The 14,631-nt window shown below is 63.7% G+C and carries 13 protein-coding genes; 10 read left to right on the top strand and 3 right to left on the bottom strand.

Features of this window, described 5'->3' with window-relative positions:
- The 3 genes from ABZF37_RS05410 to ABZF37_RS05420 form a co-directional block, all read left to right on the top strand.
- The coding region (locus ABZF37_RS05410; RefSeq protein ID WP_372717582.1) for an aminopeptidase at positions 1-742 on the top strand (742 nt) is incomplete at its 5' end.
- An 18-nt stretch (positions 743-760) separates the two neighbouring features.
- A complete protein-coding gene (locus ABZF37_RS05415; RefSeq protein ID WP_372717584.1) occupies positions 761-1,201 on the top strand; it encodes a hypothetical protein in 441 nt (146 codons plus the stop codon).
- Entirely contained in the window at positions 1,198-1,566 is a 369-nt protein-coding gene (locus ABZF37_RS05420) for a hypothetical protein (protein WP_372717586.1), read from the top strand. The genes ABZF37_RS05415 and ABZF37_RS05420 overlap by 4 nt, the downstream gene beginning before the upstream one ends.
- A gap of 379 nt (positions 1,567-1,945) precedes the next feature.
- On the opposite strand, the gene ABZF37_RS05425 is transcribed toward ABZF37_RS05420, so the two are convergent.
- Both ABZF37_RS05425 and acnA read right to left on the bottom strand, forming a co-directional pair.
- Positions 1,946-3,397, bottom strand: a complete 1,452-nt coding sequence (locus tag ABZF37_RS05425) for a TonB-dependent receptor (protein ID WP_372717588.1) — start codon at positions 3,395-3,397, stop codon at positions 1,946-1,948.
- Positions 3,398-3,412: 15 nt separating this feature from the next.
- Entirely contained in the window at positions 3,413-6,112 is a 2,700-nt protein-coding gene (acnA, locus tag ABZF37_RS05430; RefSeq protein ID WP_372717590.1) for an aconitate hydratase AcnA, read from the bottom strand.
- A gap of 145 nt (positions 6,113-6,257) precedes the next feature.
- Here acnA and purB point away from each other — a divergent pair, with 145 nt between their 5' ends.
- From purB to ABZF37_RS05460, 6 genes are all read left to right on the top strand, one after another.
- Entirely contained in the window at positions 6,258-7,625 is a 1,368-nt protein-coding gene (gene purB, locus ABZF37_RS05435) for an adenylosuccinate lyase (RefSeq protein WP_372717592.1), read from the top strand.
- Between the two features lies 1 nt (position 7,626).
- Positions 7,627-8,097 carry a hypothetical protein gene (locus tag ABZF37_RS05440; protein ID WP_372717594.1) on the top strand — a complete coding sequence of 157 codons (471 nt, stop codon included), beginning with the start codon at positions 7,627-7,629 and terminating at the stop codon, positions 8,095-8,097.
- Between the two features lie 310 nt (positions 8,098-8,407).
- Entirely contained in the window at positions 8,408-9,625 is a 1,218-nt protein-coding gene (locus ABZF37_RS05445; protein ID WP_372717596.1) for a CaiB/BaiF CoA transferase family protein, read from the top strand.
- 14 nt (positions 9,626-9,639) lie between these two features.
- Positions 9,640-10,293 carry a hypothetical protein gene (locus tag ABZF37_RS05450; protein WP_372717598.1) on the top strand — a complete coding sequence of 218 codons (654 nt, stop codon included), beginning with the start codon at positions 9,640-9,642 and terminating at the stop codon, positions 10,291-10,293.
- A gap of 32 nt (positions 10,294-10,325) precedes the next feature.
- The gene (locus tag ABZF37_RS05455; protein WP_372717600.1) at positions 10,326-11,576 is read left to right on the top strand and encodes a CaiB/BaiF CoA transferase family protein; all 1,251 of its coding nucleotides are present in this window, start codon (positions 10,326-10,328) and stop codon (positions 11,574-11,576) included.
- Positions 11,576-12,808, top strand: coding sequence for a CaiB/BaiF CoA transferase family protein (locus ABZF37_RS05460; protein ID WP_372717602.1), 1,233 nt, complete (start codon positions 11,576-11,578; stop codon positions 12,806-12,808). Before ABZF37_RS05455 ends, ABZF37_RS05460 begins: the two co-directional genes overlap by 1 nt.
- 28 nt (positions 12,809-12,836) lie before the next feature.
- Here ABZF37_RS05460 and ABZF37_RS05465 read toward each other — a convergent pair whose 3' ends face one another.
- Positions 12,837-14,054 carry a CaiB/BaiF CoA transferase family protein gene (locus ABZF37_RS05465; protein WP_372717604.1) on the bottom strand — a complete coding sequence of 406 codons (1,218 nt, stop codon included), beginning with the start codon at positions 14,052-14,054 and terminating at the stop codon, positions 12,837-12,839.
- A 139-nt stretch (positions 14,055-14,193) separates the two neighbouring features.
- On the opposite strand from ABZF37_RS05465, the gene ABZF37_RS05470 reads away from it, so the two are divergent.
- A complete protein-coding gene (locus ABZF37_RS05470; RefSeq protein WP_372717606.1) occupies positions 14,194-14,580 on the top strand; it encodes a hypothetical protein in 387 nt (128 codons plus the stop codon).
- Positions 14,581-14,631 lie beyond the last annotated feature (51 nt).

Below are 14,631 nucleotides of genomic sequence, written 5' to 3' on the forward strand. Positions count from 1 at the left end.
AAGGAGAGATATTATGAAAGCACAAATGGCTCTTCTTTTATCGACTATTACCCTGATTGCAGGATTCGCTACACGGTCGATATCTGATTCTGGATACCCAGGACATGGATACTACGGCGCCAATCAATCGAACCCGCTTTACAAAGGCGAGATAAGCGAATTTGATATCTTGGGCGTCGATTCCGGTTCCAATATATCGGATGACGATATTAAGAAGGCATTTGTCGAAACTCCAAGCAGAAAGTTTCTGAGGAAGGGTGATCCGATACTACTGATTCAGTCGGGTGCAATGATTCCCGATCAGGAGATAACCGAACAGATGGAGAAATCATTTTCTGTATCAGTATTTACGGGTGTACCGGAGAAAGATAAGCCGGATAATCAAAGTTACTCGAAGTCATTGCGATTATCGGCTGCAAAAGCAGGTATTGGAACAATTGTCGTTTATTGGGGCGTTTTGGAGTCTGGAATAGAGAATCTGGCTACGAAGTCGGTTTCTTGGTTTCCGATTATTGGATCAGCGGTTCCTGATGAATCGCAGAAAATGAGAATCCGATTAAAAGTGGCAGTCATAGATGTACGAAGTGGAGAGTGGGAAATATTTACACCAAAAACGATTGACGACAAATCTTATAGTGGCAGATTCAATCGTGAGCACTCAGATCAGGCACAAGTTGCACAACTGAAAGCCGCCGCATATGAACTAGCGTCCGATGGAGTCACGGCACGATTTATCAAATGAGTTCTCTGGGAGATGAGTATGTATATTTGGCGTGGTATTTTACTTCTATTGGTGTGTAATGGACTTGTGGCCTGTGCTCCGTCGGTCCCGCTGCAGCGCGCGCAGATTAATTCAATTTCACGAGATTCTACACCTGCCGACCTCGACCGCGTCCTAGCGAATGCGACGATTATCGCGCAATACGAGTTTGTTGAAAACGAACAAGCGTATTTCGCTCGCCATTACAGCCTTCATACCGGATCACGGCAAGAAATGTCCATGGTATGCACTCCGACTTGTATTCCAATCTTCGTGCCCGTATCCATCACGACAGACTACGTCGTTATTCAACGCATGCCGTCAAAAGCAATACACGCCTGGGGAACGCTCGAAGAACTGAGCAAAGATCCGGACTCCGAAGTCAGTTCAATTATGCCTGTTGTTAAACGCCTGCTTGAAGACGCCAGGAAAAAGAAATGACCCGGTGTATTTGGCGAGGTTTATTACACGCGACCGTGGTGCTCCTGCTTTCCGGATGCGTGGGACCGCAGATAGCTCATCCGCAGCTGTCGGTCCTTGACAAAGGTCTGTCAAAAGCCGAAGCGGTTTCGCGGCTGGGCCTGCCACCGCTTTCCACACACGCAGCGTCGGTAACCAGCCGGACCTTCGATTTTCATCGCTATCGCTTAAATAATGGTATGTTCGCTGAATTATACCTGCTTGCATATGAACGCGAGAAATTAATCTTTTGGGGCTACATATCCGAGTTCCGACGCCAGCCCGATACCGGTCTGAACCTGGCATTGGATATGGTGCTTCATGAAATTATCGCCGTAGGCCAGTAGCGGCGTACCGATCGACACCGGTGTCTGGCCCACCTCTAACGTGGAGCGGCAAATCGGGGATGGACCACGGCTTTTCAAAGAGAGGTTAGCCCCGGGGCACAATGCCTCAAGAAAAAACCAGCCACCGGATGCCGTACGTAGGCTTGATCCAGCATCGGGAGCTCCTCCGGCGTGAGTTTGAACGATGCCGCGGCGAGGGCGTGCTCCAGGTGCCATGGCTTAAGTGCGCCGATGATCAGCGCGGTAATCGTCTGCTCGGTCCGCACCAGACCAGCGTCGTTTCGGATACCACACACCGAAAGAGCCGACAGAGAACGGGCGGGTCAGGCTACTGCGCCTGCCACAAAACACAGTCGCGTCTGAAACAATAGCCCGGCCCCTACTCCGCTTCCTTGCGCGGGAATCCGAACAGGCCCCGGTTACGGATCAGCTCGGTCACTACCGGCGGCACCTGCATGGCCCACCCTGGGGCATCGGCACGCAGCGCCGGCAACACTTGTCGCCAATCGATATCCATCACGCTCGGGTCAATGCCGGGCAGCGCCAGGATGCGGCCTTGCTCCTGCAGGTGCCGATAGATGTGGTGCACGGCCGGGTCCGGCTCGAAGTTGTCGGCGGTGATCAGGCTGCCATCGGCGGCTTTGCCCGGATACACGTACATCGAGGTCTGGTCGCAGAACAGCCGGCCGAAGGCCTCCAGAATGCCGCCTTCCAGATCGGCGTAGAACGCCGGGCTGAAGATGTCCCGCAGGTTCTCCAGGCGCGCCACGATTCCGATGCGCCCCTGTGTGTAGCGGCGCAGGAACGCCCGCAGGCGGAAATAGCGCAAATAGTCCGACACCAGCACGTGGTAGCCGAGCGCGGTCAGGGTATCCACCCGGGCCAGGAAGTCCGCGTAGTCGACGTGGTCGTCGTCCTCCATGACGGTTGCCATGGTCATCTCGGCAACCGGCAGCACGTCCTCGCTGTCGCCGCCGAAAGCGGCGAGGCCGGCGATGAACATGTCCTCGTGGCGACGGGTCACCGGGCGAAAGTTCGAGCGCACGGCCAGCACATCCTTGCGCCGCAGCGCCTCGCCGGGCTGCACCACGTGCCCGTCCGGGTCAAACATGATGGCGCGTGTCAGCCAGCTGCGGATCAGGTGCAGATTCAGCAGGCGGTTCTCGCACTCGGCGAACGCCGGGCCACTGAACTCGATCATGTCGATTTCGATCCGGTCCGAACCGGCGGCGGCACCTCCGGACAGGTCATCGGCCAGGCTCTCGATCAGCTTTTCCGGCGAGTCGGCATGGTTGAAGGCGCCGTAGATCAGGTTCACGCCCAGGACGCCGAGCGCCTCCTGCTGGCCGCGGGCGTCGTGGTCCAGCATGCGCACGTGCAGCACGATGTCGTTCGCCGGCCCGTTTGGGGTGAGCTGTATGCGCACGCCCAGCCAGCCGTGGCACTCCTGACGATGCTTGAAACCCTGCGCCGCAACGGTCGCGGCGTATGCAAAGAACGTCGTGTCGGTTTCGCGCCGGCCTTGCAGGCGCTCGATCAGCAGGCCGTACTCATGGTCCAGCATTCGCCCCAGGCGCACCCGGCTGACGTAACGCCCGCCCGGTGCGCGGCCGTAGATGGCATCGGAAAAAGTCATGTCGTAGGCCGACATGGTCTTGGCCACGGTGCCCGCCGCGCCACCCGCCCGGAAGAAATAACGAGCGGTTTCCTGGCCGGCCCCGATTTCGACAATGCTGCCGTACTGCTGCGGATTCAGGTTGACCGCCAGCGCTTTCTGGACCGCTCCGGAGGTATCGATCAGGGCGCTGTCGCTGGGCTGTGAGGGATCCATACGGAAAGCTCCGGTTCAGGCCGCCGCCATGAACTGACGCAGCACATAGTTGAGGATGCCGCCGTGGCGGTAGTACTCGACCTCGATCGGCGTGTCGATGCCCGCGATCACCGGCACCTCGCGCGTGGCGCCGTCGGCTGTTGTGATACCCAGCTTCAGCGTCTGGCCAGGCTTCAACTGGTCGCCGAGATCTGGCAGCGAGAACACCTCGTCGCCCTGGATGCCCAGCGATTCGGCGGTCTCGCCGGCACGAAAGCGCAGCGGCAGCACGCCCATTCCGATCAGGTTCGAGCGGTGGATGCGCTCGAAGCTCTCGGCCAGCACCGCGCGCACGCCGAGCAACAGGGTGCCCTTGGCGGCCCAGTCGCGCGACGAGCCGGCGCCATACAGCTTGCCGGCGAGCACGATCAAGGACGTGCCATCCTGGCGGTAGCGCATGGCGGCGTCGTAGACGGACAGCTCCTCGCCGGTCGGCAGGTACTTTGTCCAGCCGCCTTCCCTGGGCGCCACCAGCGCATTCTTGAGGCGGATGTTGGCAAACGTGCCACGGGTCATGACCCGATCATTGCCGCGCCGCGAGCCGTAGCTGTTCCAGTCTTTCTTTTGCACGCCGTGCTCCAGCAGATACTGCGCCGCCGGCGTGCCGGCCGCGATGTTACCGGCCGGAGAGATGTGATCGGTGGTGACGAAATCACCCAGCATCAGCAGCGCGCGGGCATTGCGAACCGGTGCAATGGCCGACGGCTGCGGCGGGAACTGTTCGAAGAACGGCGGCTGCTGGATGTAGGTGGAATCCTCGCGCCAGTTGTACACGGCCGAGCTGGTGTCCGCGGCGATGGCGTTCCATTCCGGGTTGCTCTGTGCCACGTTGGCGTATTCCTGTCGGTACAGGGCCGGATCGCTGGCGGCGGCCATGGCCTGTGCCACCTCGGCACCGCTCGGCCAGATATCGCGCAGGTACACGCCCTGGCCGTCGCTGCCGGTGCCGATCGGCTCGCGCTCGAAGTCGATGTCGACCCGCCCGGCCAGTGCATAGGCCACCACCAGCGGCGGCGAGGCCAGGTAGTTGGCGCGCGTGTGGGGACTGACGCGGCCCTCGAAGTTGCGATTTCCTGACAGCACCGCCGCGACCACCAGGCCATTGGCGTTGATGGCATCCACCACCGGCTCGTCCAGGGGGCCTGAGTTGCCGATGCAGGTCGTGCAGCCGTAGCCGACGATGTTGAAGCGCAGGGCGTTGAGCGGTTCGAGCAGCCCGGCCTTGGCCAGGTACTCGTTGACCACCCGCGAGCCGGGCGCCAGGCTGGTCTTGACGTAGGCCGGCATGCTCAGGCCGCGCGCCACCGCCTTTTGGGCCACCAGTCCGGCGCCGACCATGACCGACGGATTCGACGTATTGGTGCAGGAGGTGATGGCGGCGATAGTCACCGAGCCGTGGTGCAAGGTGTCACCGGTGCCGGCCACCGGCCCGGTGGCGCCCAGCTGATCGGCAGGCAGGCCATAGCCGTCCTTGTCGAGCGGCGTCGACAGCGCGGCCAGGAAACTTTCCTTGACCTTGGATAAGCCGACCCGGTCGTGTGGGCGCTTGGGTCCGGCCAGGCTCGGTTCGACCGTGCCCATGTCCAGCTCCAGCACGTCGGTGAACTGGGGGTCGGGGCTGTCGCTGGTGCGGAACATGCCCTGGGCGTGGTAATAGCGCTCCACTTCGTCCAGGACTTCTGGCGGGCGGCCGGTGTTTTTCAGGTACTTGAGCGCCTCGGCATCGACCGGGAAAAAACCAATCGTGGCGCCATATTCGGGTGCCATATTGGCAATGGTGGCGCGGTCGGCCAGCGGCAGGGCATCCAGACCCGGCCCGAAGAACTCGACGAATTTCTCCACCACGCCGAATTTGCGCAGCATCTGCACCAGCGTCAGGGTCAGATCAGTGGCCGTGACGCCCTCGCGCAGGGCGCCGGTCAGGCGCACGCCAACCACCTGCGGCATCTTGATGTAGATCGGCTGGCCCAGCATGCAGGCCTCGGCCTCGATGCCGCCGACGCCCCAGCCGACAATGCCCAGGCCGTTGATCATGGTGGTGTGCGAGTCGGTGCCGACCAGCGAATCCGGATACAGCACGCCGTCCTTGCCACGCAGCACGCCGCGCGCGAAATGCTCCAGGTTCACCTGATGCACGATGCCGACCGACGGCGGGATGATGCTGAGCGTGTCGAACGCCGCCTGGCCCCAGCGCAGGAACTCGTAACGCTCCAGGTTGCGCTCGAACTCAAGATCGACGTTCTTGCCCAGCGCCTGCGAGGTGCCCGCGAAATCCACCTGCACCGAGTGATCGATCACCAGGTCCACTGGCACCAGCGGCTCGATTTTGCTCGGATCCTTGCCGGCCGCGGCCATGGCGCTGCGCAGCGCCGCCAGATCGACCACGCAGGGCACGCCGGTGAAGTCCTGCAGAATCACCCGGCCGGGGATAAACGGCACCTCGGCGTCCGGGTCGCCGCGACCCCAGGCCAACAGCGCCTCGACGTGGTGTGGCTCCAGCGCCGCGTGGTCCTGGTGGCGCAGCGCCGATTCGAGCAGCACTTTGACCGAATACGGCAACCGGGCCGGATCGCCAAACCCGAGCTCAGCCAGTGCCGGCAGGCTGTAATAAGCCGCGCTGTCCCCATTGGCAAGAGTGAGCGTGCGGTGGCTGGCGGCGAACTTGGACTGGCCCATAAAGACTCCGAGGGGGTTTTTGATCCTGCCCAGGGCAGGCGATAGACAGGCCGCGCCGTGAGATTGACGCTGACAAGCTAGAATTATAGCCAAGTGACCCCGCTTTCGGCGGTGCAAAAAACCTGCCAGTCGCGCCCGGAGCCCCATGCCGACTTCCGATCTCACCGCCCTGTCGCCGCTTGATGGCCGTTATCGGGACAAAACCGCCGCGCTGCGCCCACTGGCCAGCGAGTTCGGCCTGATCCGTTATCGACTGCGCGTGGAACTGGCCTGGCTACGTGTATTAGCGGCCGCTGCGCCGATTAATGAACTACCACCACTGAGCGAAAAGGCGCTTGAGCGCCTGACCGCCATCGAAAGCGACTTCGACCAGGCCGCTGCCGCGCGGGTCAAGGCGCTGGAGGAGTCCACCAACCACGACGTGAAGGCGCTCGAATATTTCATCCTCGAACAGTTCCAGAGCGAGCCTGAGCTGGCGGCCGCCCGTGGCTTCGTGCACTTCGCCTGCACCTCCGAGGACATCAACAACCTTGCCTACGCGCTGATGCTGCGTGATGTCCGCGAGCAGGTGCTGTTGCCGCAACTGGCGCAGATCATCGAGCGCCTGACCACGCTCGCCCATGCCTGCGCCGATTACGCCATGCTGGCCCGCACCCACGGCCAGCCAGCCACGCCGACCACGCTTGGCAAGGAACTGGCCAACGTGGTAGCCCGCCTGCGCCGGCAGCAAGATCGCCTGGCGCAGGTTCAGATTCTGGGCAAGTTCAACGGCGCCGTGGGTAATTACAACGCTCACCTGGCTGCCTACCCGCAGCTCGACTGGCCGACGCTGGCAGCGCAACTGGTCAGCGGGCTGGGACTGGAGTTCAACCCCTACACCACGCAGATCGAGCCCCACGACTGGATGGCCGAGTTGTTCGACGCCCTCGCCCGCTGCAACACGATCCTGATCGACCTGTGCCGGGACCTGTGGGGTTATGTGTCACTGGGCTACTTCCGCCAGCAGCTGGTGGCCGGCGAAGTCGGCTCGTCCACCATGCCGCACAAGGTGAATCCGATTGATTTCGAGAATGCCGAGGGCAACCTGGGCCTGGCCAACGCCCTGCTGGACCACCTGTCGCGCAAGCTGCCGATCTCGCGCTTCCAGCGAGACCTGACCGACTCCACCGTGCTGCGCAATGTTGGGGTGGCCACCGGCCACGTGCTGCTGGCCTGCCAGTCACTGCAAAAAGGCCTGGGCAAGCTACAGGTTGACCCGGCGGCGCTGGCGCGCGACCTGGACAGCGCGCACGAGGTGCTGGCCGAAGCCATCCAGACCGCCATGCGTCGTTATGGCGTGGAAAACCCCTACGAACAGCTCAAGGCCCTGACCCGTGGGCAAGCCATCACCGCCGACGCCTTGGCCGGGTTCATCGACAGTCTGCCCCTGCCAGCGGACGAGAAAGCCCGGCTGGCGGCCCTGACTCCGGCCAATTACATTGGCCTTGCCGCTCAGCTCGCGCGGGAGATCTAAGATGCGCCTTCTGCTCCTGGCCGCTCTGTCAGTGTCGCTTGCCGCCTGCGTCAGCACGCGGACACCCTGGACCGGAAACGCACCCAGCGCGCCGGCCTTGGCGCCCTCACCGATCACCGGCGGGGTCTACATACGGCTGTTCGATGGCGTGCTGGCGCTGCCCCCGGGTTACGTGCTGGAAGGCAACGACATCGGCGAGAAAGTCCTTTTCCAGGGCCCCACGGGCACCGTGCGCATCGGTTCGCGCGACGAACTGAAAACCGGCTACATGGACTACGTGCGCGCCACGCTCAAGGCCAAGGAGCTGCGCTGCGGGCTGGAAATTCTGCGTCACGGCACCGATACGCCACCCCTATGGCTGCTGCTGGACAAGCAGCACTACGCGCTGGCCTTCGACCAGGACGCGCAGCGGGTTCCCGCCATCCTCGACGCCTACTGCGCCACGCTGCGGACGGCACCTGCCACGCCTTAGGGAAGCGCTGAATAAATCCATCCTGGATTTCTCAGCGCCCGCCATCGAAAAAGCGTGCTTTTCCGATGACTCACAAAATCCGTGGCTTGCAGCCACAGATTTTGGCAGCGCGTCCTTGCGCTGTGGGAAACACTGAATACTTCAGCGCCTTCTTAAGGCGTTGTGGCACCAGCCAACCTTAAAAGGCCAGGACCACCAGTGCCGGGCAACTGACCGGGCGCCCCCTACCGGCACATAATCCCCGGCGTCCATTCGAACCCGGCACGGCCCAGCCGGCGGGGTCCAGGTCATTTCGGCAGGAGAACGCGCCATGGTCCAAGCCCAGTCCACAGCCGGCCGCGCCCGGCACCCCGGCCCACTGGCCGGTCTCAAGGTAGTGGAAATCGCCTCCCTGGGCCCCGGCCCGTTCAGCGCCATGCTGCTTTCCGACATGGGCGCCGACATCGTGCGCGTGGACCGGGCCGAAGCCGTGGATTACGCCGGCCCGGAGGGCCCGCTGAGCATCCCGCCCGAGGGCATTCCGCTGTATCGCGGCCGCCGTTCGCTGGCGGTGGATCTGAAAAATCCCGACGGCGTGGCCGCCGTGATGCGCCTGGCCACCCAGGCCGACGTACTGCTGGAGGGCTACCGGCCCGGCGTCATGGAAAAGCTCGGCTTGGGACCAACGCCGTGTCTGGCCGCCAACCCGCGCCTGATCTATGGCCGCGTCTCCGGTTATGGCCAGGACGGTCCGCTGGCCCACTCCCCTGGGCATGACATCAATTACATCGCGCTGTCCGGTGTGCTGGCCATGATCGGCGCGGATCCGGATGGCGCGCCGGTGATCCCTCTGAGCCTGGCCGGCGATTTTGGCGGCGCCGGCATGGCGCTGACCGTCGGCGTACTGTGCGCGCTGTACGAGCGCGAGCGCTCCGGCCAGGGGCAGGTAGTGGACTGCTCGATGGTGGAGTCCGCCTCGTACATCGCCACGCTGTTCTACGGCATGCTGCACACCGGCCACCACCTGCCGCGCCGGGGCTCGAACATGGTGGACGGCGGCGCGCACTTTTATAACGTCTACCCCACGTCCGACGGACAGTGGGTCGCCGTGGCGGCAGTGCTGCCCAAGTTCTACGCGAATTTCCTGAAAGCGCTCGGCCTGGACCAGCAGCCGCTGCCGGACCAGCTGGACGCCGCCCAATGGCCAGCCATGAAAGCGCGGATTACCGAGATTTTTCGTGCCCAGCCGCTGACCTACTGGAACGAGCGTCTGCTCAACGCTGACCAGTGCTACTCGCCAGTCATCGGCCCGCTGGAGGCATCCAGCCAGCCACAGGCCCGGGCGCGCGAGTCCTTTGTGAACGTGGCTGGCGTCGACCAGCCAGCACCCGCGCCCAAGCTGTCCCGCACACCCGGCTGGGTCAAGGGCCCCGGACAGGCACCGGGCATGCAGAGCCGGGAGCTGCTGGCCGATTGGGGGTTTGGGGCGGACGAGATCGAGCGACTGCATACCGCTGGCGCCGTGCGTACCGCACGTGGGACGGATTAAGGCCTGATTCCACTATGTCGATCAAAGATATTGCTCAGCGGGGCTACAGGTTCCAACGGGCCATGCGCGTTTGGCTCTGGCAGGCAAGGTTGTTGTGGCTGTTTGCCGCGGGGCTGGCCGTATTCGCTATCGTCTTTATTTCGGGACAGGAAGGTTGGACAGAGCTGACAGCATTCGGTCTGCAATTTGCTGGACTGTCGGTCAGCGTTTACGGTCTCGACAAGACGCGTCGAGATTTCAGAAAACCGTCCATTGCAGCCCTGGCGGGCGATTGGTGGGCCAAGCGCCCACGCTGGCGGCCCAGGAGCGACACAATTTCGCTCAGTTTACTTTTGACATCCGACACTCGGGGTGTCCCGCCGATCAGCAACTTGATGCCTGTACCCACCGATGGGCCGCTCGAGGAGCGGGTTGCCGCGTTGACACAGAACATGGAGCAGATATCACGCGACGTGTATCCCGCTCTGAAGACATTATTTGAACTTAGCGATGGAAACCAAGACGGCATCGCGTCGGAGAGGACCACGCGCGAGACGGCCCAGAAGCAACTGGATAAAAAGTTGGACCTGGCCATGACAGACGGCCTGCTGATCTCGCTTGTTGGCCTGAGTTGGACCGCACTGGGGATTTTTCTGGATACGTTCGGTCCACAAATGTTGGCAAGCTGACCGCGTGTTTACACGAGTAATTGGAAGAACCCATGAACAAATCCGAGTTCTACAAAGACGCCCGCACCGACGGGCGCGGCCCGCTGGCCGGCATTCGCGTGCTGGAGGCCACCAATTACGGGGCAGGGCCCATCTGCGGCATGGTGCTGTCGGACCTGGGGGCGGAGTCCATCAAATGCGAGCAGCCGCAGGGCGGTGATCCCATCCGTGCCTGGCCACCCTATGTCTGCGGCGCCGACGGCAAGGATCTGTGGTCCGGCGTGTGGGGACTTACCTTCAATCGCGGCAAGCGCGCGGTGACCCTGGACTTGCGCCAACCGGAGGGACAGGACCTGTTCCGGCGGCTGGCGGCGCAGGCCGATGTGGTGATCGAGAATTTTCTGCCCGGCACCATGGCTCGCTGGGGCCTGGGCTATGCCGACCTCAAGGCGGTCAAGCCGGAGCTGATTTATGTGTCCATCTCCGGCTTTGGCCAGTGGGGACCGCTCAGCGGCAAGCGCGGCCTCGACCCGGTCGGACAGGCCATGGGTGGGGTGATGGCCGCCACTGGCGAAGCCGATGGCCCGCCGCTGCGCGTCGGGCTGGCGATTGCCGACAACATGTCCGGCTGGCTAGGCGCGCTGGGCGCGCTGGCGGCGCTGCACTACCGGCGCAACACCGGCTGCGGCCAGTGGGTGGACGCCAGCCTGATCGACGCCATGCTCAGCTCCAGCGACGTCAAGCTGATGGGCGTTGCCAACGCCGGCATGCAGGTCCGCCGCAGTGGCAACGGCACCGATCTGGGCGCGCCGCTGGACATTTTTCGGTGCGCTGACGGCGAGTACCTGTTTATTCACGCGCTATACGACCACCTGTGGCGGCGGCTGTGCGAGGCGATCGAGCGGCCGGACCTGAAGGACGATCCGCGCACCCGCGACTGGGCCGCCCGCGCCGCCAATATCCCGTTCGTGAATGAGGTGCTCGGCGAATGGACGGCGGCCCGCCCGCTGGCCCAGGCGCAGGCGAGCCTGGACGCCGTGGGTGTCACCTGTGGGCCGGTGCTGTCGTTCCCGCAGATTCTGGCGACCGCCCACTACCGCGAGCGCGAGGGTGTGGTGGAACTGAATCACCCGACGTACGGCCCGCTCAGTCATTACGGATTTCCCACCAAGTTCTCTCGCACTCCGGCCCAGCCGCGGAGTGTCGCGCCCGCCCTGGGGCAGGACAACGAACAGGTTTACGGCGAACTGCTCGGGCTGTCCGCAGCAGAACGCCAGGCTCTGACCGCCAGGGGGGTAATCTGATGACCGCCGACGAGTTCTACGCCCAGGCCGCAACCGATACCGGACCTCTTGTCGGCGTGCGGGTACTGGACGCCTCCGCCTACGGGCCGGGGCCACTGTGTGGTCAGGTTCTGGCCGACCTAGGTGCCGAGGTGATCAAGATCGACCTGCCGGGCAGCGGCGATCCGGCGCGCGACATCCCTCCCTACGTCAGCAGCGACCCGGCGCAACGCAAGGAAGCCAGCGTCTGGCACCTCACCTTCAACCGCGGCAAAAAAGGCATCACGCTGGACATCCGCAAACCCGAGGGTCAGGCGCTGTTCAAGCGCCTCGTGGCCTTGAGCGATGTGGTGATCGAGAGTTTCACCCCCGGCACTCTGGCTGGCTGGGGCCTTGGCTATGACGATCTGAAAGCGGTGAAGCCGGATGTGGTGCTGGTGTCCATCTCGGCCTTCGGCCAGTTCGGGCCGTGGTCCAGCCGCAAGGGCTTCGACCCGATGGCGCAGGCCATGGCCGGCATGATGCAGGTGACCGGCGAACTGGGCGGCCGGCCGCTGCGCTCGGGCAATGCCACCGTGGATCATATGTGCGCCTGGCATGGCGCTATTGCCGCCATCGCCGCCCTGCACCATCGCGATGCGACGGCCGAGGGCCAGTGGCTGGACGTGAGCCTGGCCGACGTCACCTTGTACACCACCGACCTGCATCTGATGGGTGCCGCCAATGCCGGCTACGAGACCAAACGCCTGGGCAACGCCACCGATTCGGGCGCGCCGTTCAACGCGTTTCGTACCTCGGACGGGCAGTGGATTTTCATCAATGCGGCACTGGACGCGCACTGGAAGCGCCTGTGCCCGCTGATGGGACGCGACGATCTGACCGGTCTCGACTATTCCGGGCGTATGGCGGACTGGCAGGCCATCGATGCCATGGTCGCCGACTGGGCGGCAAGTCAGCCACTCGCGGAGCTGCTCGCGCTACTGGACGGCGCCGGTATCACCTGTGCCCCGATTGCCAGCTTCGAACAGATTCTGGCCGAACCCCACTACCGCGAACGCGGCAGCGTGACCGAGTTCGACCACCCCGTCTTTGGCACACTTACCAGCTACGGCCCGTGTCCAAAATTCTCGGTCAGCCCGACCCGCATTCGCGCCCCTGCGCCGCGCATGGGCGAGCACAACGCGCAGGTATATGGCGCTCTGGGATTGGCAGCGAGTGACTTGGATGCCCTGCGCACAGCCGGCGTGGTGTGAACTGACCCCGTCAGCGTCAGGAACCCTTTTATACCGGTCGCCACTGGAGGACGCCCTGCGTTTGCAGCGCGCCGATATGCGCCGCGTCGTAGCCCAGCAACTCGCCCAGCACCTGCGCGTTGTGCTCGCCCAGAAACGGCGCTTCCAGCGGCAGTTCGTCGGGAAAGGCCGAAAAACGCAGTGGCACGCCGGGCACGTCGAACTCGCCCAGCGCGCGATCGAAAATGGTTCGCACCGTGCGCCGCACCCGCGCGTGGGGCAACTTCACCACCTCCTCCACCGACAGCACCGGTGCCACCGGCACGCGCTCGGCTTCGAGCCGGCGGATCGCCTCGGCGTCGTCGCCGACCGAGGCCAGCCAGTTCTCGATCAGGGTCACGACTGCGGGCAGGTTGGCCACCCGCGTCGCGTTTTCCGAAAAGCGCGGGTCCGTTGCGAGCTGCGGCTGGCCCATGACGCGGCACAGCTGATCCCACTGCCTGCCGAGCGCAACGATCACCAGATAACCCTGTGCGCCCTTGAAAATACCCAGCGGCGCCACGGAAAAATGCTGCCGGCCGGTGCGCCGCGGCACGATGCTGCCGCCACTCGCGCTCACCGCCTGGATGCCGATTTCCTGGCCGCTGACATAAACATCCAGCAGGCTGATATCCAGATACTGTCCAGGGCCGCCGCGCTCGCGGTGCAGCAAGGCCGCCAGCACCGCCGCCAGCGCAAAACCGCCGGTGGCGGCATCGCCAAAGGCCAGCTGCGGAAAGTACGGCGAGCCATCCGGCTCGCCAATCAGGCTGGTGAAGCCGGAGTAGGCCTGCGCGATGTAGTCATAGCCCGGCAGATTGGCCAGCGGCCCGCTTTGACCAAAGGCCGAGATCGAGCACATCACCAGGCGTGGATTGAGCGCATGCACGGTGTCCCAGTCCAGACCCATGCGGCCGATGGCGCCGGGGGAGAAATTCTCGATCAACACGTCCACCTGCGCCGCCAGATCGCTCAGAATCTGCCGGCCAGCCGGGGTACGTACGTCCACACACAGGCCTTTCTTGCCGCGGTTCTGCTGTACGAAGTAGGCACTGCGCCCGTCGCGGATATAGGGCAGCCGGCGCGACAAATCGCCGTCGGGCGCCAGCTCCACCTTGATCACCTCCGCGCCCATTTCGGCCATCAGGCGTGCGGTGGTCGGGCCGGCCACCACCTGGCTCAGGTCAAGCACCCGGTAACCACTCAAGATATGCGCCGGAACGGGCATGAACGGTCTCCTTTCGAACCAAGGGCGATGCGAGGCTAGCGGCTGCGGCCAGCTCTTGCAAAGGGGCGGCCTGGAAGGCGTCGCCCCTCCGCCGGGGCAAACCACGCGTCGGTATCTGGATTCCGCTAGACTTCGCGCCATGCCCCTGCGCTGTTTGCCTCGCCCCTGGTTACTGACACTGGTCTGTGTCGCGCTGCTGTTTGTGCGGCTGGGCGGCGCGCACATGCATCTGTGCTTCGATGGCGGCGAGCCACCGGCCAGCTTGCATGTGACCGATGCCGGCCATCACGCCGAGCATCACGACGGCCAGGACCACGTGGATCGGGACGTGTCGCTGCTTGGCGATGCGCTGACCAAGTTTGGCAAGTCGAGCCTGGATCAGCCATTGCTGCTGGCCGCGTTCTGGCTAGTGGTTCTTCTGCTTGCCCGACTACGGATACGCCCCGTCGACCCGCCATGGGTCGCCATTTCTCCACCCCGCTTTTGTCGCCCGCCCCCGCGCGGGCCGCCCCTGCACGCCTCCTGAACCCACGCCGTCCGCGGTACGCGGACGCCTGTTTCGATTCCCTCACGGGAG

This window comes from Immundisolibacter sp. (genome assembly GCF_041601295.1).
In the GTDB taxonomy this organism is placed as follows: domain Bacteria; phylum Pseudomonadota; class Gammaproteobacteria; order Immundisolibacterales; family Immundisolibacteraceae; genus Immundisolibacter.

Bases quoted from the DNA above. Each gene is read 5' to 3' on its own strand.
- ABZF37_RS05415 (WP_372717584.1), top strand. From the start codon at position 761: ATGTATATTTGGCGTGGTATTTTACTTCTATTGGTGTGTAATGGACTT.
- ABZF37_RS05420 (WP_372717586.1), top strand. From the start codon at position 1,198: ATGACCCGGTGTATTTGGCGAGGTTTATTACACGCGACCGTGGTGCTC.
- ABZF37_RS05425 (WP_372717588.1), bottom strand. From the start codon at position 3,397: ATGGATCCCTCACAGCCCAGCGACAGCGCCCTGATCGATACCTCCGGA.
- acnA (WP_372717590.1), bottom strand. From the start codon at position 6,112: ATGGGCCAGTCCAAGTTCGCCGCCAGCCACCGCACGCTCACTCTTGCC.
- purB (WP_372717592.1), top strand. From the start codon at position 6,258: ATGCCGACTTCCGATCTCACCGCCCTGTCGCCGCTTGATGGCCGTTAT.
- ABZF37_RS05440 (WP_372717594.1), top strand. From the start codon at position 7,627: ATGCGCCTTCTGCTCCTGGCCGCTCTGTCAGTGTCGCTTGCCGCCTGC.
- ABZF37_RS05445 (WP_372717596.1), top strand. From the start codon at position 8,408: ATGGTCCAAGCCCAGTCCACAGCCGGCCGCGCCCGGCACCCCGGCCCA.
- ABZF37_RS05450 (WP_372717598.1), top strand. From the start codon at position 9,640: ATGTCGATCAAAGATATTGCTCAGCGGGGCTACAGGTTCCAACGGGCC.
- ABZF37_RS05455 (WP_372717600.1), top strand. From the start codon at position 10,326: ATGAACAAATCCGAGTTCTACAAAGACGCCCGCACCGACGGGCGCGGC.
- ABZF37_RS05460 (WP_372717602.1), top strand. From the start codon at position 11,576: ATGACCGCCGACGAGTTCTACGCCCAGGCCGCAACCGATACCGGACCT.
- ABZF37_RS05465 (WP_372717604.1), bottom strand. From the start codon at position 14,054: ATGCCCGTTCCGGCGCATATCTTGAGTGGTTACCGGGTGCTTGACCTG.
- ABZF37_RS05470 (WP_372717606.1), top strand. From the start codon at position 14,194: ATGCCCCTGCGCTGTTTGCCTCGCCCCTGGTTACTGACACTGGTCTGT.